At 72.6% G+C, this 25,360-nt stretch carries 19 protein-coding genes; 15 read left to right on the top strand and 4 right to left on the bottom strand.

Annotated elements, in window-relative coordinates; all coding sequences use genetic code 11:
- Positions 1–87: 87 nt before the first annotated feature.
- Positions 88–2,376, bottom strand: a complete 2,289-nt coding sequence (locus D7231_RS12490; RefSeq protein ID WP_120755377.1) for a SulP family inorganic anion transporter — start codon at positions 2,374–2,376, stop codon at positions 88–90.
- 286 nt (positions 2,377–2,662) lie between these two features.
- On the opposite strand from D7231_RS12490, the gene D7231_RS12495 reads away from it, so the two are divergent.
- Positions 2,663–3,892: a polysaccharide deacetylase family protein gene (locus D7231_RS12495; protein WP_120755379.1), complete on the top strand. Its 1,230-nt coding sequence runs from the start codon at positions 2,663–2,665 to the stop codon at positions 3,890–3,892.
- Here the strand turns inward: D7231_RS12495 and D7231_RS12500 are convergent.
- Positions 3,873–4,862: an ATP-binding protein gene (locus tag D7231_RS12500; protein ID WP_120755381.1), complete on the bottom strand. Its 990-nt coding sequence runs from the start codon at positions 4,860–4,862 to the stop codon at positions 3,873–3,875. The two genes, D7231_RS12495 and D7231_RS12500, sit on opposite strands and share 20 nt — an antisense overlap.
- 101 nt (positions 4,863–4,963) lie before the next feature.
- On the opposite strand from D7231_RS12500, the gene D7231_RS12505 reads away from it, so the two are divergent.
- Complete coding sequence (locus D7231_RS12505) at positions 4,964–5,785, top strand: Fic family protein (protein ID WP_120755383.1); 822 nt, start codon at positions 4,964–4,966, stop codon at positions 5,783–5,785.
- A 372-nt stretch (positions 5,786–6,157) separates the two neighbouring features.
- Here the strand turns inward: D7231_RS12505 and D7231_RS12510 are convergent, their stop codons facing one another.
- Positions 6,158–7,003 (bottom strand): HAD family hydrolase, encoded by an 846-nt coding sequence (locus D7231_RS12510; protein ID WP_120755385.1) that lies wholly within the window; start codon positions 7,001–7,003, stop codon positions 6,158–6,160.
- 454 nt (positions 7,004–7,457) lie between these two features.
- Here D7231_RS12510 and ssd point away from each other — a divergent pair, with 454 nt between their 5' ends.
- From ssd to D7231_RS38465, 7 genes are all read left to right on the top strand, one after another.
- The gene (gene ssd, locus D7231_RS12515; RefSeq protein WP_120755387.1) at positions 7,458–8,570 is read left to right on the top strand and encodes a septum site-determining protein Ssd; all 1,113 of its coding nucleotides are present in this window, start codon (positions 7,458–7,460) and stop codon (positions 8,568–8,570) included.
- On the top strand, positions 8,567–9,724 hold the full coding sequence (locus D7231_RS12520; RefSeq protein ID WP_120755389.1) for a TadA family conjugal transfer-associated ATPase: 1,158 nt from the start codon (positions 8,567–8,569) through the stop codon (positions 9,722–9,724). Before ssd ends, D7231_RS12520 begins: the two co-directional genes overlap by 4 nt.
- Entirely contained in the window at positions 9,721–10,665 is a 945-nt protein-coding gene (locus tag D7231_RS12525) for a type II secretion system F family protein (RefSeq protein WP_422396699.1), read from the top strand. Before D7231_RS12520 ends, D7231_RS12525 begins: the two co-directional genes overlap by 4 nt.
- Positions 10,662–11,471 carry a type II secretion system F family protein gene (locus tag D7231_RS12530; protein WP_241999672.1) on the top strand — a complete coding sequence of 270 codons (810 nt, stop codon included), beginning with the start codon at positions 10,662–10,664 and terminating at the stop codon, positions 11,469–11,471. The genes D7231_RS12525 and D7231_RS12530 overlap by 4 nt, the downstream gene beginning before the upstream one ends.
- A gap of 203 nt (positions 11,472–11,674) precedes the next feature.
- Complete coding sequence (locus tag D7231_RS38460; protein ID WP_241999692.1) at positions 11,675–11,866, top strand: DUF4244 domain-containing protein; 192 nt, start codon at positions 11,675–11,677, stop codon at positions 11,864–11,866.
- A gap of 199 nt (positions 11,867–12,065) precedes the next feature.
- The gene (locus D7231_RS37445) at positions 12,066–12,380 is read left to right on the top strand and encodes a TadE family type IV pilus minor pilin (RefSeq protein ID WP_277875578.1); all 315 of its coding nucleotides are present in this window, start codon (positions 12,066–12,068) and stop codon (positions 12,378–12,380) included.
- A gap of 52 nt (positions 12,381–12,432) precedes the next feature.
- Positions 12,433–12,957: an Rv3654c family TadE-like protein gene (locus D7231_RS38465; protein WP_416385379.1), complete on the top strand. Its 525-nt coding sequence runs from the start codon at positions 12,433–12,435 to the stop codon at positions 12,955–12,957.
- Here the strand turns inward: D7231_RS38465 and D7231_RS12550 are convergent.
- The gene (locus D7231_RS12550; RefSeq protein ID WP_120755392.1) at positions 12,869–15,376 is read right to left on the bottom strand and encodes a DEAD/DEAH box helicase; all 2,508 of its coding nucleotides are present in this window, start codon (positions 15,374–15,376) and stop codon (positions 12,869–12,871) included. The two genes, D7231_RS38465 and D7231_RS12550, sit on opposite strands and share 89 nt — an antisense overlap.
- Positions 15,377–15,430: 54 nt before the next feature.
- Between D7231_RS12550 and bldG the strand changes: the two genes are divergently transcribed.
- From bldG to topA, 6 genes are all read left to right on the top strand, one after another.
- Positions 15,431–15,772, top strand: a complete 342-nt coding sequence (gene bldG / locus D7231_RS12555) for an anti-sigma factor antagonist BldG (protein ID WP_030367299.1) — start codon at positions 15,431–15,433, stop codon at positions 15,770–15,772.
- Between the two features lie 116 nt (positions 15,773–15,888).
- On the top strand, positions 15,889–16,341 hold the full coding sequence (locus tag D7231_RS12560; protein WP_120755394.1) for an ATP-binding protein: 453 nt from the start codon (positions 15,889–15,891) through the stop codon (positions 16,339–16,341).
- 499 nt (positions 16,342–16,840) lie between these two features.
- Positions 16,841–19,231, top strand: coding sequence for a sodium-translocating pyrophosphatase (locus D7231_RS12565; RefSeq protein WP_120755396.1), 2,391 nt, complete (start codon positions 16,841–16,843; stop codon positions 19,229–19,231).
- 235 nt (positions 19,232–19,466) lie between these two features.
- Complete coding sequence (locus tag D7231_RS12570; RefSeq protein ID WP_120755398.1) at positions 19,467–20,039, top strand: small secreted protein; 573 nt, start codon at positions 19,467–19,469, stop codon at positions 20,037–20,039.
- Between the two features lie 208 nt (positions 20,040–20,247).
- On the top strand, positions 20,248–21,774 hold the full coding sequence (locus D7231_RS12575) for a DUF7059 domain-containing protein (protein WP_120755401.1): 1,527 nt from the start codon (positions 20,248–20,250) through the stop codon (positions 21,772–21,774).
- 563 nt (positions 21,775–22,337) lie between these two features.
- On the top strand, positions 22,338–25,214 hold the full coding sequence (gene topA / locus D7231_RS12580) for a type I DNA topoisomerase (protein WP_120755403.1): 2,877 nt from the start codon (positions 22,338–22,340) through the stop codon (positions 25,212–25,214).
- The last annotated feature ends 146 nt before the right edge of the window (positions 25,215–25,360 follow it).

The following is a 25,360-nucleotide window of genomic DNA, read 5'->3' on the forward strand; positions in this document are numbered from 1 at the left end:
TAGTGTCCCGGGGCATAGCTCACCAGCCCGGGGCACACCCTGACAAGGGCTGTTGATAAAAAATGGTTTAGACCTGTAGAAGAGGGGTCAGACGGCGTCGAGGACCTCGGGGCGCACGGCCGTGAAGGTGCGCGAGGGCGGGTCCAGGACGTAGGCCTGCGCCTCGCCCACATGGAAGTACATGCCGTGCAGCTGGAGCGATCCCTCGGCCACGCGGCGGGCGACACAGGCGTGGGCCATCAGGTGATCGAGCTGCTGCATCACGTTGACGAGCGCGAGCCGTTCGAGGGCGTCCGCGACGGGCCGGTCGGCCACCGCCACCTCGCCGCGGCCGAGCCGCCCGATCCGCTGCATCCGGGCGAGGCTCGGCCGGCCGTGGCGCAGCCAGCGCGTGAGCGTGGTCTGCGGCGCGCCGGGCTCCCCGGCCCCGGAGTCGAGCAGTGCCTGCATCGCGCCGCACCCCGAATGCCCGCACACGGTGATGCTGCTGACCTTCAGTACCTCCACGGCGTACTCCACGGCGGCACCGACGGAGTCGCACGAGCCGTCCGTGGCGGGCGGCGGGATGAGATTGCCGACGTTCCGCACGGTGAAGAGGTCGCCCGGGCCGCTGGAGGTGATCATGCTGGTGACGAGCCGGGAGTCGGCGCAGGTGAGGAAGAGCTGCGTCGGGCACTGACCCTCGCGGGCGAGCCGCGCCAGCTCGGCCCGTACGAGCGGGGCCGTATTGCGCTGGAAGGCGCTGACACCGCCGAGCAGTTGCTGCCCGCCGCGCGGGGTGAGGGCGTCGGCCGGGGCGGTGGGCCGGGTGCAGTGGTGGTTGCGCCAGGGTGTCCAGGGGCGGCAGGCGTGCGTGCTGGCCGGCTCGGCGATCGGCCGCCCGCCGCGGCCTCGCAGCGTGACCCAGCCGCCCCGCGCGCGATGGGCGTTCGTCCATGACTGGAGGGTGTCGTACGCGGTGTGGTCCATGAACGAGCCGCCCAGCTCCACGACCGCGGGCGCCTCCGGCGGCACCTGGGCGAGCGCCCGGCTCAGCTTGGGGACCGCCAGGAACGTCAACTGGCCGCTGACGCGGACCAGGTGGTTGCCGCCCTCCTCGTCCACGGTGATGCGCGTGTGGGCGAGGCGCCGCAGGGAGAGGAACGCCGTGACCACGATGCCGACGGCGACACCCTGGAGGACGCCGAAGAGCACGACGGCGCCGAGCGTGGACGCGTACATGGGGAACTCGCGGTGCCGCTGTACGTGCTTGATGTGCGCGAAGCTCACCATCTTCACCCCGACCACCATCACCAGTGCGGCCAGGGCCGCCAGCGGGATCAGCTCCAGGACCGTCGTGAGCAGGCCGGCGCAGAGCAGCACCCACAGCCCGTGCAGCACGGTGGACTTGCGGGAGGCGGCCCCCGCCGCCACGTTCGCCGACCCGCGGATCGCGCCGCCGGCGACCGGCAGGCCGCCGAGGAGCCCGGACACCAGATTGGCGGCCCCCTGGCCGGCCAGCTCGCGGTCGAGCCGGGCCTGCTCCTGCGGCAGGCCCGCGCGCTCGGCACGCAGCCGGTCCACCGCCACTGCGGACAGCAGCGACTCCATGCTCGCCACGAGCGTGACCGTGAGCACCGCCGCGAAGACGCCCAGCACCGGCCCGTCCGGCAGGGCGGGTAGCGCTTGGAGCTGCCATTGGGGGAGGGAGACGCGGGGCACGGGCATGCCGGTGCTGGCGCCGGTGGCGAGTGCCACGGCGGCCAGCGGGGCGGGGACCGTGCGCAGCCACTGACCGGCCCTCCCGGGCAACCGCGGCCAGCCCACCAGAACGGCCGCTGTGACGGCCCCGACCAGCAGGGCCGAAGGGTGCGGATGGCTCAGCTCCGCGGGGAGGGCGGCCAGATTCTCCAGGGCGGAGCTGTTCGGGGTGTCGCCCAGGACGACGTGGAGCTGGCCGAGGGCGATCGTGACGCCGATGCCGGCGAGCACGCCGTGCACGATCGCCGGGCTGACGGCCAGCGCACCGCGGGCCACCCGGGCCGTGCCGAGGGCGAGTTGGGTCAGTCCGGCGAGCGCGGTGATCGCGCAGGTGGCCCGCCAGCCGTACTGCTGGACCAGCTCGGCCGTCACCACGACCAGGCCCGTGGCCGCGCCGCTGACCTGGAGCGGCGCGCCGCCCAGCAGCCCCGCGACGATCCCGCCGACCGCCGCCGCCACCAGCCCGGCCTGGAGCGGCGCTCCGGTGGCCAGCGCGATGCCGAGGGAGAGCGGCACGGCGATGAGGAAGATGACGAAGGAGGCGGCGAGATCTCCGCGCCAGGTGGACCGGCCGGCGGGGCTCGGCCCGCCGGTGGCTGCCTGCGGGCGGTGCGTCGAAGGCGACTGAGGCTGCATGGGCGTTCCCGTCTTCGTCGGGGCGGCGCGGACGCGCTGAAGAAGCGGCCGTGGTCACGGCGCGCAGCGGCGGGAGCGGCTGCGGTGGCGGGGATTAACTCAACTCTGGGTAAACGGATCGTAATGGAGGGTAAAGATCCCGGGGAAGGGTGGAAGGTCGAATAAAGGCGCGGTTCCACCTAATGAGTGAATTTGTCATTTTATCTATCTGTAATACCGGCTTAGGGGGTCGGGCGTGCGACGTTGAAGCGCCGGATCGGGCAGGCAGCGAAGGCAGAGGTGGCTGATGGCCGCTGGATGGAAAGTGGCGCTGGGCGGCCTCACGGCCCTTGCGCTGGCGACGGGTTCGGCGGGCTGCTCGGGCGGAGCCGACCCCGGCGCGCCGCGCGCCGCGGCCGATCCCGAGGCCGGGCGGCGTCCGGTCCGCCTCATCGGCGACGGTTCCACCGCCGATACGGGCCCCCAGCCCGGGCAGCCCACCCCTGACCGGCTGCAGCCCGGGCACAGGCCGCCGCAGTTCGTCGTCTTCTCCTGGGACGGCTCGGGCGAGGACGGGCAGCACCTGTTCTCCCGCTTCCGCGCCATCGGCAGGAAGCACCACGCGACGATGACCTACTTCCTCAGCGGCGTGTACATGCTCCCCGCGGGCAAACGGCGCCTCTACAAACCGCCCCGGCACCGGCCCGGCGCCTCGGACATCGGCTTCAACACCGTCAAAGGCGTCAGGGACACCGTGGAGCAGCTCCGCGGCGCCTGGCTGGACGGGAACGAGATCGGAACGCACTTCAACGGCCACTTCTGCGGCCCCGACCGGGGGGTCGGCACCTGGTCGCCCAAGGACTGGAAGAGCGAGATCCGGCAGGCGCGGTCCCTGGTGCGGAACTGGCGGACCAACGCCGGCCTGAAGGAAGAGGATCCGCTTCCGTTCGACTACGGCAAGGAGCTCGTCGGCGGCCGCGCCCCCTGCCTCGAAGGCCAGCGCAACCTCGTGCGGGCCGCCAAGACCATGGGCTTCCGCTACGACGCGAGCTCCATCGGCGGCCGCCAGGTGTGGCCCCGCAGGCTCAACGGCCTCTGGGACTTCCCGCTACAGGACATCCCGGTGCCCGGCCGGGACTTCGAAACCCTGTCGATGGACTACAACTTCCTCGCCAACCAGTCCGGCACGACCCGGGGCAGCCGCGCTCTGCACCGCGCCTGGGGCAAGCAGATGCGCGACGGCCTCCTCGCGGGATTCCGCCGCGCTTACCGTGGCAACAGGGCGCCCTTCTTCATCGGCGACCACTTCGAGTCCTGGAACGGCGGCACCTACATGCGGGCGGTCGAGCACGTCATCAAGACCATCTGCACCAAGGAAGAGGTGCGCTGCGTGTCCTTCAAGCAACTGGCCGACTGGCTCGACGCGCAGGACAACAGGCTCCTCGCCGCACTGCGTGAGCTCGACGTCGGACAAGCCCCCAAGGGCGGCTGGGAGCGCTTCCCCGCCGCCCGGCGCGTCAAGCGGGCTGCGGAGTAGACGCCCAGCTCTCGTCGAGCACGAAGGAGGGGTCGACCTGGGCCGCCAGGTCGGCGCCCGTCTTGGCGTTGCCCCAGCTCTCCGCGTTCTTCAGGTGGAAGTGCACCATCTGGCGGGTGTAGCGCTGCCAGTCCCGCAGCTCGTACGAGCCGTCCGCCGTCTCGCGCAGGGCGCGCAGCGCCTGGTGGTTGTGCTCCTCCAGCAGGCCGAAGCGGGGCGGCCGGCCCTTCTCCATCGCCCGCACCCAGTCGGAGTGGCCGAAGGTCACCAGGAGGTCCTCGCCGACCTCGTCGCGCAGGAAGTCGATGTCGTCCTGGCCCTGGACCTTGTTGCCCACGACCTTGAGGCAGACGCCGAAGTCGCGGGCGTACTCCTTGTACTGGCGGTAGACGGACACGCCCTTGCGGGTGGGCTCGGCCACCAGGAAGGTCATGTCGAACCGGGTGAACATGCCCGAGGCGAAGGAGTCACTGCCGGCCGTCATGTCGACGACGACGTACTCCCCGGGGCCGTCCACCAGGTGGTTGAGGCACAGCTCGACGGCTCCGACCTTGGAGTGGTAGCAGGCGACCCCGAGGTCGGACTCGGTGAACGGGCCCGTGACCATCAGCCGTACGGGCCCGCCGTCGAGCTCGACGGGGCGGGCGCAGGCGTCGTAGACCGGGTTGTCCTCGGCGATCCGCAGCAGCCGCGAGCCCTCGCCCGGCGGCGTCGTCTTGATCATCGTCTCGGCGGAGGTGATCCGGGGGTTGCTGCCGCGCAGGTAGTTCTTGATCAGGGGGAGCTGAGCGCCCATCGCGGGCAGTACGGACGTCTCCTCCTCGTCCAGCCCGAGCGCCGCGCCGAGGTGCTGGTTGATGTCGGCGTCCACCGCGACGACGGGTGCGCGGTCCGCGGCGAGGTGGCGGATGAACAGCGAGGACAGCGTGGTCTTCCCGCTGCCGCCCTTCCCTACGAAAGCGATCTTCATGTTCACCAAGCGTAGGTGTGAGGGTGCACGGAGTGAGAGCAGTGCGTGAAGAAGACCACTCGTTCGAGGGGTGTAGACCCGAAGTGCGTACTGTCTTACGCATGAGTACGACTGCCGACCCGCTCGCCGCCCTGGCCTCCCTCCCCGGCGTGGCCGACTCCGTGGACTCCGTGCGCAAGGCGGTGGACCGCGTCTACGGGCACCGGGTGATGCGCCGCCGCAGCAACGAGATCACTTCCGAGGCCGCGCTGCGCGGCGCACGCGGCTCGGCCGCACTGTCCGGTGCCGACTGGGCGCTCGAAGAGGTGCGCCGCCGCACCGACTTCGGCGTGGAGGCGGAGGCCGGGACGGTGGGCGCCGCCCTGCGGCTGACCGCCGAGGCGGGGCAGCTGCTGAGCGTGTGGCGGCAGTCGCCGCTGCGGGTGCTGGCCAGGCTGCACCTGGTGGCCGCGGGCGGGACCCGGCCCGACGAGACGGTCGGCCGGCCCCGGCTGGAGGGCGAGCCCGTTGACGAACCGCTGGTCCGGCTGGCGGTGCCCAGCGCGTCGGAGGTGGCCGGACGGCTCGAAGGCCTGGCGGGGCTGCTCCTCGCGGGGACGGAGGCGCCCGCGCTGGTGACGGCGGCCGTGGTGCACGGCGAACTGCTCGCCCTGCGCCCCTTCGGCTCGCACAACGGCCTGGTCGCGCGGGCGGCGGAGCGGATCGTGCTGGTGGGCAGCGGACTCGACCCCAAGTCGGTCTGCCCGGCCGAGGCCGGCCACGCCGAGCTGGGTGCGGAGGCCTATCTGGCGGCGCTCGACGGCTACGCGTCGGGCACGCCGGAGGGCGTCGGCGCCTGGATCGCGCACTGCGGCCGTGCGGTCGAGCTGGGTGTGCGGGAGAGCACCGCGGTGTGCGAGGCGCTCCAGCGCGGAGCCGCCTGAGTTTGCGCCCGCGGGGCTTCCTGCGGCGGGCTGCCCGGCGGCTTCGCGTGCCGCCCGGGGCGGCGTGAGTGCCCGACAGGGTTGCGGCGGTACCGGTCAATTCCGGTACCGCCGCTGGCATGTTCGCCGGGTTACCATGCGTGCACGAGATTTGCCCATCAGGCCGGGGACTTTGCCCGTCACCTGGTGCGGCTGGCCCGTAATCGACGGGTCGGCGTCGCGTGGGTGCCCGACGTTCATGCTTCGGTCCGTGGGGCCTTGGTGCGTGAAGGGCGTCCTCCCGGATGTCCCTGGTCTCGCGGGCCGTTAAGTCCTTTCTACTCCTGTCGCCGCCGAAGCGGAAGGCTGGGCCGCAGTTCTTTGTGTTTAGCGTTAAACCGGGGCAATGCGGGCACCCGGCTCGCGGCGCCGCCCGGCCAGCCAGACCAGGCCCGCGGTCGCGGCGGCGGCGCCGACCGCGGCCGCCGCCACGAGGGCGGGGCGCGAGGGCATCGACAGGGCGGGCACCCGCTGCTTGAGCCGGACGGGGCGGTTGAAGGAGAGAACCGGCCAGTCGCGGGCCGCCGCCTCCCGGCGCAGCGCCCGGTCGGGATTGACCGCGTGCGGGTGGCCGACGGTTTCGAGCATGGGGATGTCGGTGACGGAGTCGCTGTAGGCGTAGCACCGGGAGAGGTCGTACCCCTCCGACTCGGCGAGCTCCTTGATGGCTTCGGCCTTGGTGGGCCCGTAGGCGTAGTACTCGACTTCGCCGGTGAAGGCGCCGTCCTCCACGACCATGCGGGTGGCCACCACGCGGTCCGCGCCCAGCAGTTCGCCGATGGGCTCGACGACCTCGGCGCCCGAGGTGCTGACAATCACCACGTCGCGCCCGGCGGTGTGGTGTGCTTCGATGAGGGAGGCGGCTTCGTCGTAAATGATCGGGTCGATGAGTTCGTGCAGGGTCTCGGCGACGATCTCGCGGACCTGCTGGACATTCCAGCCCCTGCAGAGCGCCGAGAGATACTCGCGCATCCGCTCCATCTGATCGTGGTCGGCTCCGCCGGCGAGGAAGACGAACTGTGCGTACGCGGTGCGCAGCACGGCCCGCCGGTTGATCAAGCCACCTTGGTAGAACGACTTGCTGAAGGTGAGCGTGCTCGACTTCGCAATGACCGTCTTGTCCAGATCAAAGAACGCGGCTGTCCGGGGCAACGAGTGGTTTTCCACGATGCCGAGCATAGGCGCCCTCCATTCGGCGTAAGCTGAGGCGTGTGGGTTTGCCTGAGAAGGCTCTCGGGTACACCATGGAAGTCACGGATCGTTCGCGACCGTGTCTAACCCGGTCCGACTCCTCCCCCCCCGAGTCGGCCGTGGGGACGACCCCCGCTCTCCCCCCCGGCGGGGGTCGTCGCATGTCCGGATGCATTTCGTGGACCCCCACCCGGCATTCCTCCCTCCCGCGCCGCCCGCTCGGTGGCTGCCTCCCTCCCTTCATACACGCTACGCAGCGTAATCGGTGGGCTGCTCTGTGGAAGTCACCGGTATAGGTGACCGGGATATTCACAGCGACTGAGTTGTCCACAGTTTTTAACCAAGATCCACATTATTTTCCAGTTCGCTGCACGGTGATTCCCCGCGCTCTTCCGCGATGTCCGCGGATGCGAGAGCGCGCAGTTGAGACGGGGAGGACGCCGTGGCCGGATCCAGCGCATCCGAATGGCCGCCCGCCGCCGGTGAGAGGCAGCGCGGACCACTGATCATCGCCGAGGACGAGGAGCTGCTCGACGACCTGCTGCGCCTGTGCGCGGCGGCCGGCGCCATGCCCGAAGTGGCACACGGCGCCCCGGCGCGCCGCGGCGCCGGTCTCGATCCACCGCTGATCCTGGTCGGGGAGGACTGCGCGCGCCGCCTGCGCGGCTCGCGCCTCGCAGCCCACGGGGATGCGGTCGTGCTCGTCGGCCGGGACCGCGGCGACGACGGGGTGTGGCGGCTGGCCATGGAGGTCGGCGCGCGGGACGTGGTGCTGCTGCCCGGCTGCGAGGGCCGGCTCGTCGAGCGGATCGCCGATGCCGTCGAAGGCGCCGGGCGGCCCGCCCTCACCGTCGGGGTGATCGGCGGATGCGGCGGCGCGGGCGCGAGCACGCTGGCGTGCGCCCTCGCCGTCAGCGCTGCCGCCGCCGGGCGGCGCACCATGCTCATCGACGGCGATCCACTGGGCGGCGGCCTCGACGTTCTGCTCGGTGGCGAGAGAGCGGAAGGGCTGCGTTGGCCGGCCTTCGCCGACTCCCGGGGCCGCGTGGCGTGCCGGGCGCTGGAAGAGGCCCTGCCCGAGCTCCACTCGATGCGCCTGCTCAGCTGGGACCGGAGCCCCTGCACGGCTGTGCCGCCCGAAGCGGTGAAGGCCGTGCTGACCGCGGCCCGCCGCCGCGGCGGCGCGGTGGTCGTCGATCTCCCGCGCCGGCTCGACGAAGCGGCCCTCGAAGCGCTCGGACAGCTCGACGCGGGCCTGCTGGTGGTGCCCGCGGAGCTGAGGGCCGTGGCCGCGGCGCACCGCGTCGCCGCCACCGCCGGAGCGGTCCTGGGCGACCTGCGGATCGTCGTCCGCACTCCGCGCGCCGCCGGTCTCAACGGCGAGCAGGTCTCCCGCCTCCTCGGCCTCCCTCTCGCGGGCGAGCTCCCTCCGGAGACGGGCCTGGCGGCCGCGCTCGCAGCGGGCAGACCGCCGGGCGCCGAGCGCGGCCCGCTCGCCCGGTACTGCACCGACTTCTGGGCCTGCTTCGAGGCCCTCCAGGGAGTGCTGTCGTGAGCGCCGGACTGCTGGAGGCCGTGCGGCTGAGGCTGGCCGAGAGCGGCGCCGAACCCACGCCCGCCAAGGTCGCGGAGGCGCTGCGCCAGGAAGGGCGGCTGTTGGGGGACGCCGAGATCCTCGGCGTCGCGGCCCGGCTGCGTTCCGAGCTGATCGGTGCCGGCCCGCTGGAACGGCTGCTGGCCGAGCCCGACGTCACCGACGTCCTCGTCACGGCGCCCGACCAGGTCTGGGTCGACCGGGGCGCCGGCTTGCAGCGCACGGACGTCGTTTTCCCGGATGCCACGGCCGTGCGCAGGCTCGCCCAGCGGCTCGCCGCCATCGCCGGCCGGCGGCTGGACGACGCCCGCCCCTGGGTCGACGCCCGGCTTCCCGACGGCACGCGGCTGCATGCGGTGCTGCCCCCGATCGCCGTCGGCTCCACCTGCCTCTCACTGCGCGTCGTGCGCCCCCGCGCCTTCACCCTGGATGACCTGATGGCCGCCGGCACCGTGCCGCCCGGCGGCGACCGGCTGCTGCGGGCGGTGCTGGAAGCGAGGCTCTCGTTCGTCATCAGCGGCGGCACGGGCAGCGGCAAGACCACGTTGCTGACCACCTTGCTCGGGCTGGTGGCGCCGGACGAGCGGATCGTCCTCGCCGAGGACTCCGCCGAACTGCGCCCCGACCACCCGCACGTGGTCCGGCTGGAGAGCCGCCCGGCGAACCAGGAGGGCATGGGCCTGGTCACCTTGCGGGACCTGGTCCGGCAGGCCCTGCGCATGAGGCCGGACCGGCTGGTGGTGGGCGAGGTCCGCGGTGCGGAGGTCACGGACCTGCTGGCCGCCCTCAATACGGGGCATGAAGGAGGCTGCGGGACGGTCCATGCGAACGCCGCGGCGGACGTTCCCGCCCGGCTCGAAGCGCTGGGCTCGGCCGCCGGCCTCGACCGGGCCGCGCTGCACAGCCAATTGGCGGCCGGCCTGTCGGTCGTCATCCATCTCGTACGGGAGCGGGGCGGGCGGCGGCGGGTCGCCGAGGTGCACGTGCTCGACCGGGATCCTGCCGGGTTCGTCACCACGGTGCCGGCCGTCGCCTGGGGAGCCGAGGGCTTTCAGCGGGCGCGCGGGTGGGCCCGGCTGGCCGGGCTGTGCGAGCGGGGCGGAGCGACGCCATGACCGCCGCCGGGACGATGCCGCCCGCCACGCTCACGGGCGTCGCCGCGCTGAGCGCGCTGTTCATGGCCTGGCCGCTGACCGGCCCCGGCCGGGAACTGCGCCGCGCCCGGCTGCTGTTCGCGGGCGGCGGGTCCACCACGCCCGCCGGATCGTGGCCGCCCGCCTGGGCGGGGGAGTGGGGCGCCCGGCTGGGCCGGTGGGCGCGGGCACGGCGGGAGCTGATGTGCCTTCCGGTCGGCGGTGCGGTGGCCTTGTTGGGGGCGTCGCTGCTGCCACTGCTGGCAGCGCTCGTCGCGATCCCGCTCGTACGGAAGTGGCTGGCCGCGCGGCGCGAGCAGAGGGAAGGGGAACGGCGGGAGGCGGCCGTGATCGAGCTGTGCGGGGCGGTCGCGGGCGAGCTGCGGGCGGGCAGGCAGCCCGGCCAGGCGCTGGCCGGCGTGCCCGCGGGGGACTTGGGCCCGCAGTGGGCGGCCGTCGCGGCCGCGGCGAGGTTCGGCGGCGATGTGCCGGAGGCCCTGCGGGCCGTGGCCGGACGCCCCGGGGCCGAGGGGCTGCATGGTGTCGCCGCTTGCTGGCGCGTGGCCGTGGACGGGGGTGCGGGGCTCGCGTCGGGGCTCGAACGGGTGGCGGCCGCGCTGAGTGCCGAGCGGGATCAACGGGAGGAGCTGCGGTCGCAATTGGCGGGCGCACGGTCCACCGCCGTGATGCTGGCCCTGCTGCCCGTACTCGCCCTGCTGATGGGCAGTGCGCTGGGAGCGGCGCCGCTGAAGGTGCTGCTGCACACCCCGGCCGGGCTCGGCTGCCTCGTTCTCGGCGGGCTCCTGGAGGGCGCCGGCATCGCCTGGACCGGGCGGATCGTGCGGACGGCGGCGGGGGAGCCCGAGGGGCGCGGCGGTGAGTGCGGCAGGCCCGGACTCTCGGCGGAAGGGAAAGTCTCGTGAGCGCAAATGTTATCCACAGCCTGTGGATGGAAATCCTTGCCGGGATCGCGACGGCTTGCGCGGTGCGCATAGCGGTCCGGATCCGCAAGGGGCGGGCGGCGCGCCGCCGGGCGGCTGCTCTGCTCGGGTACGAACCCGCCACGAGCACGAGGGTGCAGGGGCTGCGGGCCCGTGCCGGCCGGCTGCCGGGGGTCCGGGACTGGCTCCCCCCGGCGGGGGCCGGAGCCGCCGGGATCATCCTCGTCGGCGGAGTGGCCGGCTGCGCGGTGGGACTCGCCGCCGCGTACGGCATGTGGCGGTGGCGACAGCGCCGGAAGAGGGCCGACGCTGCGGCGGAGCCCTCGGCACAGGCCCCGTCGGGGGAAGCCGAGAGGCAACTTCCGCTGGCCGCCGATCTCATGGCGGCGTGCCTGGCGGCGGGCGCCGGGCCCAGGGAGGCGGCCGAAGCGGTCGGCCTGTCGCTGGGCGGCCCGGTGGGCGAACGGCTCGCCCGGGCCGCGGCCGAAGTCCGGCTCGGCGGCGACCCCGCCACGGCCTGGAGCCGCTTGGGCGGCCTTCCGGGCGCCCGGGGGCTCGCCCGCTGTCTGGAGCGGGCGCAGGCGACGGGAGTGCCCGCCGTGGAGCCCATGTCGCGGCTCGCCGGCCGTTTGCGGGCCGAGCGCGGCAGGGCGGCGGGCATACGGGCCCGGCGTGCGGGCGTCCTGGCGACGGCCCCGCTCGGGCTGTGCTTCCTGCCCGCGTTCCTGACGGTCGGGGTGGTGCCCGTGGTGATCGGTCTGGCGAGTGGTCTGACGAAAGGACATTGACGGTGAGTGGGATGCAGGTCATGGCAGCGATGACGGGGGCGACGGCGATGGCGGGGAAGACGACGACGGTGCGGAGGGCACCGGTGCGCCGGGGCTGGTGCGGGGCGCATGCGGCACGGCCGGTCCGGGTGAGGAGCCGCTCGCAGGGCCGGGAACGGGGCCGGTGGTGGCCCGGCGGCCGGAGCAGGCAGTGGCGTTGGCCGGTGCCGTGGGAGCGGGCGGGCAGGCCGTGGGCCTTCGCGGCCGGCGACGCGGGCATGTCGACGGCCGAGTACGCCGTCGGCACCTTGGCCGCCTGTGCACTTGCCGCCGTGCTCTACAAGGTGGTCACCAGCGGGGCGGTCAATGCGGCTCTGCAAGGGCTCATCGGGCGGGCACTCAATGCGCCGTTCTGACAGGGCGTCCGGTGAGCCGTCCGGGGCCGGGTGGCCGGGGCTGCGGGCCAGCCCGGGCCGGTGTTCTGACGGAGGGTCCGGCGAGGTCGTCCTCGCCGGCCCTGCCCGCGGACCGGGCCGCCGCCTTCCGGCCGCCCCGGCGGCGGGCGGCCACCGGGGGCGTCCCCGGTGCTGCGGCGGCTGTGCGGACGGCGGCTATGTGACCGCCGAGGCGGCGATGGTGCTCCCGGCGCTGATTCTGTTCGGCATGGCCCTGATCTGGGGGCTGATGGCCGCCGCCGCGCAGATCCAGTGTGTGGACGCCGCCAGGGCGGGCGCCCGGGCGGCGGCGCGGTCGGACCCGGCATCGGCGGCGGTCGCGGCGGCCCGGTCCGCCGCGCCGCAGGGGGCCCGCATCGCCGTGGCGCGGGAGGGCGACCTCGTACGGGTACGGGTCGAGGCGCGTGCGGCGGGCCCGCTCGCCGTGCGGCTGGGCGGAGAGGCGGTGGCCCTTGCGGAGGAGACGGTGCGGTGACCGTGGGACGGCCACGGTGTGGGTGGCGGTCGCGGCCACGGCGCTCTGCGCGGTGTTCGCGGCGCTGCTGGCCATGGGGCAGGCCGTGGTGGCCCGTCACCGGGCGGGCGGCGCGGCGGATCTGGCGGCGCTGGCCGCGGCGGACCACGCCCTCGAAGGGCAGGACGCCGCGTGCGGCCTCGCCCGGCGGGTGGCCGCCGCGCAGGGGACGAGAGTGGTGCGCTGTGCCGTGAGCGGTGAGATCGCCGAGGTCGCGGCCGAGGCCCGGGCGGGGCCGTATGCCGTCCGGGTGCGGTCGCGGGCGGGGCCCGCGGAGGCGGTGGGGTTCACCCCTGTGGCCGTATCGGCCGCCGCTTTCTTCCCGGGCTCCGATCTCGGAGGCCCTGACCTCCGGAACCCCGGCCTCCGGAAGCCTGGTCTCCCAGGCCCTGGTCTCCGGAACCCCGGCCTCCCAGGCCCTGGTCCTCAGGGGTGTGCCTCCCCGGGACTCAGTCGCCAGGCGGCCCGGGCGGGGCCTGCGGGGGTTCGTCCTGCGGGGGCTCCTCCTGTGGGGTCTCGTCCTTCGGGGCGTCCCTGAGGAGCCGGGTGAGGAGGCGGATCGCGGCCCGCTTGTCGAGGGGGTCGTTGCCGTTGCCGCACTTGGGGGACTGCACGCAGGAAGGGCAGCCCGTGTCGCACTCGCAGGCGGCGATCGCCTCGCGGGTGGCGGTGAGCCAGCGGGCGGCGGTGTGGAAGGCCCGCTCGGCGAAGCCGGCGCCGCCGGGGTGGCCGTCATAGACGAACACGGTCGGCAGGAGCGTGTCGGGGTGCAGGGGGACGGAGACGCCGCCGATGTCCCGGCGGTCGCAGGTGGCGAAGAGGGGGAGCATGCCGATGGAGGCGTGTTCCGCGGCGTGCAGGGCACCGCCGAGGGCCTCGGGGTCGATGCGGGCCTCGTCGAGCTGGTCCTCGGTGACGGTCCACCACACGGCGCGGGTCCGCAGCGTACGGGGCGGGAGGTCCAGTTTGGACTCGCCCAGGATCTCGCCGGTGATCAGCCGGCGACGCAGGAAGGAGACGACCTGGTTGGTGACCTCGACCGAGCCGAAGCACAGCCGCGCCTCCCCCCAGGGGATCTCGGCGGCGGTCTCCAGGACGGCGATGGAGGTCGTGTCGCGGGCGGTGGTCGAGTACGGCGGGTCGGCCTGCTCGACGAGGGCGACGGAGTCCTCCAGGTCGAGGCGGCGGACGAGGTAGGTGCGGCCCTGGTGGAGGTGGACCGCGCCCTCGTGGACGGAGGCGTGGGCCGCGGCCGCGTCCACGGTGCCCAGCAGGCGCCCGGTGCCCTCCTCCACGACCTGGACGGGCCGGCCGCCGCCGCCCCGGATGTCGGTCAGGTCGGCGGCGCGCTCGCGGCGGGTCCAGTGCCAGGCGGCGCCGCGGCGGCGGAGCAGCTTGCGGGCCTCGAGCTGGGCGAGCACGCCCGGGGCCGCGGGCCCGAACAGGGACAGGTCGGCCTCGGTGAGCGGAAGCTCGGCGGCCGCGGCGCACAGATGGGGGGCGAGGACGTAGGGGTTGTCGGGATCGAGGACGGTGGATTCCACGGGGCGGCGGAAGAGCGCCTCCGGGTGGTGGACGAGGTAGGTGTCCAGGGGGTCGTCGCGGGCGACCAGGACGGCCAGGGCTCCCCGGCCCGTACGGCCCGCGCGGCCGGCCTGCTGCCACAGGGAGGCCCGGGTGCCCGGATAGCCGGTCAGGAGGACGGCGTCGAGGCCCGCGACGTCGACGCCGAGCTCCAGGGCCGTCGTGGCGGACAGGCCGAGCAGTTCGCCGCTGTGCAGGGCGCGCTCGATGGCGCGGCGCTCCTCGGGGAGGTAGCCGCCGCGGTAGGCGGCGACACGCCCGGGGAGCGAGCGGTCCACGGCGGCGAGGCGTTCCTGGGCGATCAGGGCGATGAGCTCGGCGCCGCGCCGTGAGCGCACGAAGGCGACCGTGCGGACGCCCTGGACGACGAGGTCGGTGAGGAGGTCGGCGCTCTCGGCGGTGGCGGTGCGGCGCACGGGGGCGCCCCGCTCGCCGTGGAGCTCGGTGAGCGGGGGCTCCCACAGGGCGAAGACGAGTTCGCCGCGCGGGGAGGCGTCCTCAGTGATCTCCGCCACCCGGACGCCCGTGAGCCGGGTGGCCGCGGTGGCCGGGTCGGAGGCCGTGGCCGAGGCGAGGAGGAAGACCGGATCGGCGCCGTAGCGGGCGCAGACGCGCCGGAGGCGGCGCAGCACCTGGGCGACGTGCGAGCCGAAGACGCCCCGGTAGGTGTGGCACTCGTCGATGACGACGTAGCGCAGGGCGCGCAGGAAGGAGGACCACTTGGGGTGGGCGGGCAGGATCGAGCGGTGGAGCATGTCGGGGTTGGTGAGCGCGTAATTGGCGTACTGGCGCACCCACTCCCGCTCCTCGACCGGCGTGTCCCCGTCGTACACGGCGGGCCGGATGCCCTTGCCCAGGGGCTCGGCGAGGGCCCGTACGGCGCGCCGCTGGTCGGCGGCCAGGGCCTTGGTGGGGGCGAGGTACAGGGCGGTGGCGCCGCGGCCGTTCGGGGCCTCCGAGCCGTCCAGCAGGGCGCTGAGGACCGGCGCCAGGTACGCGAGGGACTTCCCGGAGGCGGTGCCGGTGGCCACGACCACCGACTCGCCGCGCAGCGCGTGCGCGGCGGTGAGCGCCTGGTGAGCCCAGGGCCGCTCGATGCCGGCGGCCCGGACGGCCTCGACCACTTCCGGCCGGATCTGCTCAGGCCAGGGGGCATGACGTCCCGGACGCGGGGGCAAGTGCTCCGTATGAGTGATGCGTGCAGCCCGGTCGGCCCCGGTGGTCAGTCGGTCGAGGACTGTCCGGGGAAGGGGATGTACGCCCGCCTCCGGCGGGAGTTGATCGTTGGCCATCGGCACCGAGTGTGTCACTGGCGTGACGGACAATGGCGTCAAGGCGTCGTGCGCGCCTGCCGGTAAGTGATTGAATGCCATCGCGGCTGCCGATCCATGGGGGGCGACCGCTCGATGCAAGGTGCTGGAGGATCCGTGGACCTGTCCCTGTCGACCGAGACCGTAGGCGACCGTACGGTTGTCCGGGTCGGTGGCGAGATTGATGTGTACACCGCGCCCAAGCTGCGTGAGCAGCTGGTCGAGCTTGTCAACGACGGCAGCTATCACCTCGTCGTGGACATGGAGGGCGTCGACTTCCTCGACTCCACCGGGCTCGGCGTCCTGGTCGGCGGGCTGAAGCGAGTGCGTGCCCATGAGGGCTCGCTGCGCCTGGTCTGCAACCAGGAGCGCATTCTCAAGATTTTCCGTATCACCGGTCTCACCAAGGTGTTCCCCATCCACACCTCGGTGGAGGATGCGGTGCAGGCGACCGACTGAGGTCGCCGGGGAAGACTGTCACGCGGGGGGAACCCGGGCCCGTGGGCCCGGCCCCCTCGTGAGTCCGCCCTTTTCCGGATGAGGGGGAGAGGGCACGTACGACCGAGGGGGATGGCATGGCCACCGTCGAACTGCTCTTCAGTGCCCTTCCCGAGCATGTCCGGACCGCCCGGCTGGTGGCGGCCGCGGTGGCGCGCCGTGCCGGCGTGGACGAGGCCGTGCTGGACGAGGTCCGGCTCGCCGTGGGCGAGGCCTGTTCGCGTGCGGTGGGCCTGCACATCACCAATGAGGTGCCCACTCCCGTGCGGGTGACGCTGATCGAGGAGGAGAAGAAGTTCTCCATCGAGGTGGGGGACGACGCCCCTCGCCCCGCGCCCCTCGAGCTCACCTCTGCGAACGGCTCGGAGCGCCCCGCGGCCGGGTACGAGGACGCCGGCGCCGACAGCGAGGACGACATGGGCCTCGCCGTCATCAGCGGCCTGGTCGATGACGTCGAGGTGACCGCGGACGAGCACGGCGGCCTGATCCGTATGAGCTGGCCGATCGTCCCCGCGGCCGTGCTGCCGTAGTCCGTCCGGGCGCATTGACGTAGTCCGCCCTCATCGGACGGGCGTAACTCCCGGCCGCACCGGGATCGCATCGCGCCGACGTCTTGTCGACGTCCTTTCGCCGAGCCCCTGCCGATTCCCCGCCGAGCCGTAGTCGATCTTCGCCCGCCTCTCCGCGCCCTCTGCGGCCGCCTCCGGCTTTCCGGGAATTGATCAGCAGTAATTCCGCGATCTTTTCGCTGATCGTTTCCCCGCGCCCTTCCCTGCCCCGTAATGGATCTCCATTCCGATCTCCATTGCCGATCTCCGTCCGAGATCGTTTATCCGGCGGATCATTCATCCGATCTTCACTTGCACAGGCCAATTCCCTTTGCCGCGCTCTGTTTTGATCTCGCCGGGCTCCCTACAATCCGTCCATCTTGAGCTCAGGACGCCTGAGCGTGGCTGCTGTTCCGTGCGCGCGTGGATCAATGGCGCGGAGGAGCTGCGCGCCCATGTGCCAAACGTCTAGGGAGGACGAATGGCGGGGCCCTTCACCCCTCGACAGGTGGACTTCACTCAGCATCTCGCAGCCGAACTCACCCAGGGCAACCGCACCATGGTGTACGTGATCGCAGCCGTCGCGCTCGCGGCGCTCGTGGTCGCCGTCGCCCTGGTGCGGCAGGTCCTCGCGGCGGGCGAGGGCACCGACAGCATGAGAAAGATCGCAGCGGCGGTGCAGGAAGGCGCGAACGCCTATCTCGCCCGGCAGTTGCGCACGCTCGGCGTATTCGCCGTGGCGGTGTTCTTCCTCCTGATGCTCCTGCCGGCCGACAACTGGTCGCAGCGCATCGGGCGTTCCGTCTTCTTCCTGATCGGAGCGCTGTTCTCGGCGGCCACCGGCTATATCGGCATGTGGCTCGCCGTACGCAGCAATGTGCGGGTCGCCGCGGCGGCGCGCGAGGCCACTCCGGCGCCGGGCGATCCGGAGAAGGATCTGACGGCCGTGTCCCACAAGGCCATGAAGATTGCGTTTCGCACGGGTGGCGTCGTCGGGATGTTCACCGTGGGCCTCGGCCTGCTGGGCGCCTCCTGCGTCGTCCTCGTCTACGCCGCCGACGCGCCCAAGGTGCTGGAGGGCTTCGGGTTCGGAGCGGCGCTGCTGGCCATGTTCATGAGGGTCGGCGGCGGCATCTTCACCAAGGCGGCCGACGTCGGCGCCGACCTCGTCGGCAAGGTCGAGCAGGGCATCCCCGAGGACGACCCGCGCAACGCCGCCACCATCGCGGACAACGTGGGCGACAACGTGGGCGACTGCGCCGGCATGGCGGCCGACCTCTTCGAGTCGTACGCCGTGACGCTGGTGGCCGCGCTGATCCTCGGCAAGGCCGCGTTCGGCGACGCGGGTCTCGCCTTCCCCCTGCTCGTCCCCGCGATCGGCGTGCTCACGGCGATGATCGGCATCTTCGCGGTCGCGCCGCGCCGCGCCGACCGCAGCGGGATGACCGCGATCAACCGCGGGTTCTTCATCTCGGCCGTCATCTCGCTGGTCCTGGTGGCCGTCGCGGTCTACTCGTACCTGCCCTCCAGCTACGCCGATTTGAAGGGCATCGGGGACGACGCCATCCGCGCCCACTCCGGCGATCCCAGGGTCCTGGCCCTCGTGGCCGTGGCCATCGGCATCGTCCTCGCCGCGCTCATCCAGCAGCTGACGGGGTACTTCACGGAGACCAGCCGGCGGCCCGTGCGCGACATCGGCAAGACGTCCCTGACCGGCCCGGCGACGGTGGTCCTCGCCGGCATCTCCATCGGCCTGGAGTCCGCCGTCTACTCGGCCGTGCTCATCGCGCTGGGCGTCTACGGGGCGTTCCTGCTCGGCGGCACGTCCATCATGCTGGCCCTGTTCGCCGTCGCCCTCGCCGGCACCGGCCTGCTGACCACGGTCGGCGTCATCGTCGCCATGGACACCTTCGGCCCGGTCTCGGACAACGCCCAGGGCATCGCCGAGATGTCCGGTGACGTCGAGGGCGCCGGAGCGCAGGTGCTCACCGACCTCGACGCCGTCGGCAACACCACCAAGGCCATCACCAAGGGCATCGCCATCGCCACGGCGGTCCTCGCGGCGTCGGCGCTCTTCGGCTCGTACCGCGACGCGATCGCCACCGCCGTGCGGGACGTGCACGCGAAGTCCGGGGAGCTGGGCCTGAGTCTGGACATCTCGCAGCCCAACAACCTCGTGGGGCTGATCCTCGGGGCCGCGGTCGTCTTCCTCTTCTCCGGGCTGGCCATCAACGCCGTGTCCCGGTCGGCGGGCGCGGTCGTCTACGAGGTGCGGCGGCAGTTCCGCGAGCACCCCGGGATCATGGACTACACCGAGCAGCCGGAGTACGGGCGCGTGGTGGACATCTGCACCAAGGACGCGCTGCGCGAACTCGCCACGCCCGGCCTGCTGGCCGTCATGGCGCCGATCGCCGTCGGCTTCTCGCTCGGCGTCGGCGCGCTCGGCTCGTATCTCGCGGGCGCCATCGGCACCGGCACCCTGATGGCCGTCTTCCTCGCCAACTCCGGTGGCGCCTGGGACAACGCCAAGAAGCTGGTGGAGGACGGCAAGCACGGCGGCAAGGGCAGCGAGGCCCACGCGGCGACGGTCATCGGCGACACGGTCGGCGACCCCTTCAAGGACACCGCCGGGCCGGCCATCAACCCGCTGCTGAAGGTCATGAACCTGGTGGCGCTGCTGATCGCGCCCGCGGTGGTCAAGTTCTCCTACGGCGCCGACGCCAGCAAGGGACTGCGGATCGGGGTCTCGGTGCTGGCGATCGTCGTCATCGTCGTCGCGGTGTACGTCTCGAAGCGGCGCGGTGTCGCGGTGGGGGACGACGAGAACGCCGAACGGGCCGCGAAGTCGGCCGATCCGGCGGTGGTGTCGTAAGAAGCGGTGGTGTCGTGAGGAACTGACGCTCCGGCACTTCGGACCCCGGGCCGGCGGCGGTGCCGGCGGCGTGCAGTCCGCCGCTCCGCCGCCGGCCCGGGAACAGGTGCGGTGAATGACACGCTGCGCTTGGTGCAAATGGCTTCAAAAGGGGGCGTACGGGGCTCTCGCCTCCTGGGCGGTCCCGCTCGGACGTGTAAGTTCCGGGCCGAGAGCCATCGAAGGGACCGATCCGGTGAACAAGAAGCTTGCGGCCGTACTGTCCGGCGGTACGGCGCTTCTGCTGGCGCTGACCGGCTGCAGCAGCGACGACGAAGGCAACAAGAAGCTGGACGACTGGGCCAAGAAGGTCTGCGACCAGATGCAGCCCCAGGTGAAGAAGATCCTGGAGGCCAACCAGTCGATCGCGAGCGTCCAGACGGAGGAGGACTCCAAGAAGGTCCAGCAGACCGACTCCGCCGCCTTCCAGGTCAGCGTCGACGCGTACAAGTCGCTCGCCAACGCGGTCCAGGACGCGGGCGCCCCGCCGGTCAAGGACGGCGAGAGCAGCCAGAAGAACGCCGTCAAGGCGCTCAACGACCTCTCCACGGCGTATGCGAACCTGAAGAAGCGCAGCGACAGCCTCGACACCGGCGACAAGAACAAGTTCGGCGAGGGGCTCAGGAGCATCGGCGGGGACGTCGCCAAGCTCAGCGGCCAGAGCTCCGAGGCGCTCAAGAAGCTCCAGGCGGGCGACGTCGGCAAGGCCATGGCCAAGCAGCCGGGCTGCCAGAAGAACTCGCTCTCGCCGACGCCGTCGAAGGGCTGAGCGCGGCACTGCCGGAGGGCTGATCCCGGTGCCGTCGGAGGGCTGAGCGCGGCACCTGCCGAAGGCTGAGCCCGGCGCCGGGAGCCGGCGTTCCCGGCGGCCGGCTCCCCGGGCTGACGGCGGGGTACGGCGCGGCCGCGTCCGGCGGGCGCGGCGCCGCACCCCGCCGCTTTCGGCGTTTGCCGGTGCCGCCCCCGACAATGGTCCCGTGAGTACGCTCCTTCCCGCCGCCGACCGCGCGCGCAGCTCCCGGCTGCGCGACGCCCTGCTCGCCGCCGCCTTCACCGCCGACGGCCTCCTCGACCTGCTGGGCGCCCCCGCCTACGCCGCCCTCGCCCGCAGCGAGACCGTCCCGGCCCTGCGCGCCACCCGCGGCGACGGACCGCTGGAGACGCTGGTCCGCCTCTTCCTGTTGCAGATGCCCGCCCCTTCCGCGCGGGCCGCGGTCGCGCTGCCCGTCGAGGACTGCCTCGCCGGCGGCTGGCTCGTCCGCGACGGGGACGCCGTCCGCGCCACCGTGGACGTGCGCCCCTACGGCGGTCCCGACGGGCAGGACTGGTGGATCGTCTCCGACCTGGGCTGCGCGGTCGGCGGTGCCGGCGGCATCGCCGGGGGCGGAACCGGCCCCTCGGGGGTCGACCGCGCGCAGCTCGTCCTCGGTGTCGGCGGCGCCTCGACCACGCTCGCTGGCATCACCGTCCGCACGCCCGTCGAGAGCGCCCTCGACCTGGGCACGGGCTCCGGCATCCAGGCCCTGCACGCCACCCAGCACGCCACGCGCGTCACCGCCACCGACCTCAACCCGCGCGCCCTGCACATCGCGCGGCTCACGCTGGAGCTCTCCGGCGTCGCCGAGGCGGACCTGCGCGAGGGCTCGCTCTTTGAGCCGGTCGCCGGCGACACGTTCGACCTGATCGTCTCCAACCCGCCGTTCGTCATCTCGCCCGGCGCCCGCCTGACCTACCGCGACGGCGGCATGGGCGGCGACGACCTGTGCCGCACCCTCGTCCAGCAGTCGGCCGACCGGCTGAACGACGGCGGCTACTGCCAGCTGCTCGCCAACTGGCAGCACGTCGAGGGCGAGGACTGGCGCGAGCGGCTCTCCTCCTGGGTGCCGCGCGGCTGCGACGCCTGGATCGTCCAGCGCGAGGTGCAGGACGTCGCCCAGTACGCCGAGCTGTGGCTGCGCGACGCGGGCGACCACCGCACCGGTCCGGCCGAGTACGCGGCCCGCTATGACGCGTGGCTGGAGGAGTTCGAGGCCCGCAGGACCAAGGGCATCGGATTTGGCTGGATCACGCTGCGCAAGTCGGGCGCCGACCGGCCGTCCGTAGTCGCCGAGGAGTGGCCGCACCCCGTCGAGCAGCCGCTCGGCCCCACCATCCGCTCCCACTTCGAGCGGCAGGACTTCCTGCGCACGCACGACGACGCCGCGCTGCTCGCCTCGCGCTTCGTCCTGGCCGACGAGGTCGTGCAGGAGCAGGTCGGCCTGCCGGGCGCGGAGGACCCCGAGCACGTGGTGCTGCGCCACAACCGCGGCATGCGGCGGGCCACCAAGGTGGACACCGTCGGCGCGGGCTTCGCCGGCGTGTGCGACGGCTCCCTCACCGCCGGCCGGATCCTCGACGCGATCGCCCAGCTGGTCGGCGAGGACCCGGTCCTGCTCCGGGACCGGACGCCGGAAGCGATCAGGACCCTCGTCGAGCAGGGCTTCCTGACGCCGGCGGGGGAGTAGGCGCGGCTCCTCGCGCCACGGTGGGGGCGGCGCACTCGTGGTCGAAGCCGTACAGGAATGTGCCCTCGTACTCATTGAAGTGCCCGCCACTGACAATGCCGCTCCGTCCACGTGACGGTCCCCACGCCCCCGCTGTGTTTGCGGATGGCAATTCCGGACATCGTTTTCAGGACAACCTGCTGACCGCGGCCCGGCCGGACGCTTATGCGCCGGGCGGGTCGGGCAGGGCCATGCCAAGGATCGTCCGGGGCTCCGGTGACTCTTTCGGGTCCAAGGGTGCGCTCCTGCGGCGCGCGGGCGGCCGTCCGCCCCTCCGTCGGTGGACCCTTGGCCAGGGCAGTCAGGGTCCGGCGAAGCGCGGCGCCGGGGGCGGAGTGGACGTAGCCTTCATTACGACCCTAAGAGTGTGATGTTGGATACCGTGCTGGTTAGAACGTACATCGGGTTACCGTTCGAGTGGCGTTGCGGACTTTTTCCGTTTGACACGGGGGCGGGATGTACCGTCACACTCCGCAGCGTCACCGCAGCGCCCACACCGAGTGCCGACCGGAAGAAGAGCGAAGTTGTCCCCGACCAGCGAGACCGCAAAGGGCGGCCGCCGACTCGTCATCGTCGAGTCGCCTGCCAAGGCGAAGACGATCAAGGGCTACCTCGGCCCCGGATACGTCGTCGAGGCGAGCGTCGGGCACATCCGTGACCTGCCGAACGGGGCCGCCGAGGTCCCGGCGAAGTACAAGGGCGAGTCCTGGGCCCGCCTCGGCGTCAACGTCGAGAAGGACTTCCAGCCGATCTACGTCGTGAACCACGACAAGAAGGACCAGGTCAAGAAGCTCAAGGAGCTGCTGGCCGAGTCCGACGAGCTCTTCCTCGCCACCGATGAGGACCGCGAGGGCGAGGCCATCGCCTGGCACCTGCAAGAGGTCCTCAAGCCCAAGGTCCCCGTCCGCCGGATGGTCTTCCACGAGATCACCAAGGACGCGATCCAGGCCGCCGTCGCCAGCCCGCGCGAGCTGAACAAGAAGCTCGTCGATGCCCAGGAGACCCGCCGCATCCTCGACCGCCTCTACGGCTACGAGGTCTCGCCGGTCCTGTGGAAGAAGGTCATGCCGCGGCTGTCGGCCGGCCGTGTGCAGTCCGTGGCCACCCGCCTCGTCGTCGAGCGGGAGCGCGAGCGCATCGCCTTCCGCTCCGCCGAGTACTGGGACCTCACGGGCATCTTCGACACCGGCCGCCCCGGCGACAACAGCGACCCGTCGACGCTGACCGCCCGGCTGGCCTCGGTCGACGGAAAGCGCGTGGCCCAGGGCCGCGACTTCGGGTCGAACGGCCGGCTGAAGGACGCCGCCCAGGTCCTCCACCTGGACGAGGCGAACGCCCGCGCGCTGGCCGCCGCCCTGGCGGACGCGTCGTTCGCCGTGCGCTCGGTCGAGTCCAAGCCGTACCGCCGCTCGCCGTACGCCCCGTTCCGTACGACCACGCTCCAGCAGGAGGCCTCGCGCAAGCTCGGCTTCGGCGCGAAGGCCACCATGCAGGTGGCCCAGAAGCTGTACGAGAACGGCTTCATCACCTATATGCGTACGGACTCCACGACGCTGTCGGACACGGCGGTGAACGCGGCCCGTGCGCAGGTCACGCAGCTCTACGGCGCCAATTACCTGCCGGAGAAGCCGCGCACGTACGCCGGCAAGGTCAAGAACGCCCAGGAGGCGCACGAGGCGATCCGGCCTTCGGGTGATCGTTTCCGCACGCCTGCCGAGACCGGCCTGAGCGGCGACCAGTTCCGTCTCTACGAGCTGATCTGGAAGCGGACCGTCGCCTCCCAGATGAAGGACGCGACCGGCAACTCCGTCACCGTCCGGATCGCCGGCCGGGCGAGCGACGGCCGGGACGCCGAGTTCACCGCCTCCGGCAAGACCATCACCTTCCACGGCTTCATGAAGGCCTACGTGGAGGGCGCGGACGACCCGAACGCCGAGCTCGACGACCGCGAGCGCCGCCTGCCGCAGGTCACCGAGGGCGACCCGCTGGCCGCCCGGGAGATCACGGCCGACGGCCACGCCACCAAGCCCCCCGCCCGCTACACCGAGGCCTCGCTGGTCAAGGAGCTGGAGGAGCGGGAGATCGGCCGCCCGTCGACGTACGCGTCGATCATCGGCACCATCCTCGACCGCGGCTACGTCTTCAAGAAGGGCACGGCGCTCGTCCCGTCCTTCCTGAGCTTCGCCGTCGTCAACCTGCTGGAGAAGCACTTCGGCCGGCTCGTCGACTACGACTTCACCGCCTCCATGGAGGAGGACCTCGACCGCATCGCCCGCGGCGAGGCCCAGGCCGTGCCGTGGCTGCGCCGCTTCTACTTCGGCGAGGGCACCGAAGGTGCCGCGGGCGGCGCCGCCGAGGCCGGCAACGGCGACGGCGACCACCTCGGCGGCCTCAAGGAGCTCGTCACCGACCTGGGCGCGATCGACGCCCGCGAGGTGTCCTCCTTCCCCGTCGGCGAGGGCATCGTGCTGCGCGTCGGCCGCTACGGCCCGTACGTCGAGCGCGGCGAGAAGGACTCCGAGGGCCACCAGCGGGCGGACGTCCCCGACGACCTCGCGCCCGACGAGCTGACCGTCGAGTACGCCGAGGAGCTGCTCGCCAAGCCGAGCGGCGACTTCGAGCTGGGCACCGACCCCGGCACCGGTCACCAGATCGTCGCCAAGGACGGCCGCTACGGCCCGTACGTCACCGAGATCCTCCCCGAGGGCACTCCGAAGACCGGCAAGAACGCGGTCAAGCCGCGCACGGCCTCGCTCTTCAAGTCCATGTCCCTCGACACGGTCACGCTGGAGGACGCGCTCAAGCTCATGGAGCTGCCGCGCACCGTCGGCACGGACGCCGAAGGCGTCGAGATCACCGCGCAGAACGGCCGCTACGGCCCGTATCTGAAGAAGGGCACCGACTCGCGCTCCCTGGAGACCGAGGAGCAGCTCTTCACGATCACGCTGGACGAGGCCCTCGCGATCTACGCCCAGCCCAAGCAGCGCGGGCGCGCCGCGGCCAAGCCGCCGCTGAAGGAGCTGGGCACCGACCCGGTCAGCGAGCGCCCCGTCGTCGTCAAGGACGGCCGCTTCGGCCCGTACGTGACGGACGGCGAGACCAACGCGACGCTGCGCCGTGACGACGACGTCGAGACGATCACGCCGGAGCGCGGCTACGAGCTCCTGGCGGAGAAGCGCGCCAAGGGCCCGGCGAAGAAGACCGCGAAGAAGGCCGCGGCCAAGAAGGCGCCGGCGAAGAAGACCGCCGCCAAGAAGACGGCGGCCAAGAAGACCGCGGCGAAGAAGACGACGACCGCGAAGAAGACCACGGCCGCCAAGAAGACGACCGCGGCGAAGACGACGGCCAAGAAGACGACGGCGAAGAAGGTGGCCGCGGCCGCCGAGTCCGCCGCCGAGTGACCTGCCCGCCTCCTTCCCCGGCCCGGCTCATGCCGGAGGGGAGGGAGGCGGGGCCGGTTCCGGGACCGGGGCCGCCGGTTCCGTCAGCTCCCGTGCGACATCCATTCGTTCGGGCGTATGTTCGGGCAAAAACGCGGAAGCCGTGC

The sequence above is a fragment of the Streptomyces klenkii genome (assembly GCF_003626645.1).
Taxonomy (GTDB): Bacteria; Actinomycetota; Actinomycetes; order Streptomycetales; family Streptomycetaceae; genus Streptomyces; species Streptomyces klenkii.

Coding starts and splice junctions, on each gene's coding strand:
- D7231_RS12490 (WP_120755377.1), bottom strand. CDS start 2,376: ATGCAGCCTCAGTCGCCTTCGACGCACCGCCCGCAGGCAGCCACCGGC.
- D7231_RS12495 (WP_120755379.1), top strand. CDS start 2,663: ATGGCCGCTGGATGGAAAGTGGCGCTGGGCGGCCTCACGGCCCTTGCG.
- D7231_RS12500 (WP_120755381.1), bottom strand. CDS start 4,862: ATGAAGATCGCTTTCGTAGGGAAGGGCGGCAGCGGGAAGACCACGCTG.
- D7231_RS12505 (WP_120755383.1), top strand. CDS start 4,964: ATGAGTACGACTGCCGACCCGCTCGCCGCCCTGGCCTCCCTCCCCGGC.
- D7231_RS12510 (WP_120755385.1), bottom strand. CDS start 7,003: ATGCTCGGCATCGTGGAAAACCACTCGTTGCCCCGGACAGCCGCGTTC.
- D7231_RS12525 (WP_422396699.1), top strand. CDS start 9,721: ATGACCGCCGCCGGGACGATGCCGCCCGCCACGCTCACGGGCGTCGCC.
- D7231_RS12550 (WP_120755392.1), bottom strand. CDS start 15,376: ATGGCATTCAATCACTTACCGGCAGGCGCGCACGACGCCTTGACGCCA.
- D7231_RS12560 (WP_120755394.1), top strand. CDS start 15,889: ATGGCCACCGTCGAACTGCTCTTCAGTGCCCTTCCCGAGCATGTCCGG.
- D7231_RS12565 (WP_120755396.1), top strand. CDS start 16,841: ATGGCGGGGCCCTTCACCCCTCGACAGGTGGACTTCACTCAGCATCTC.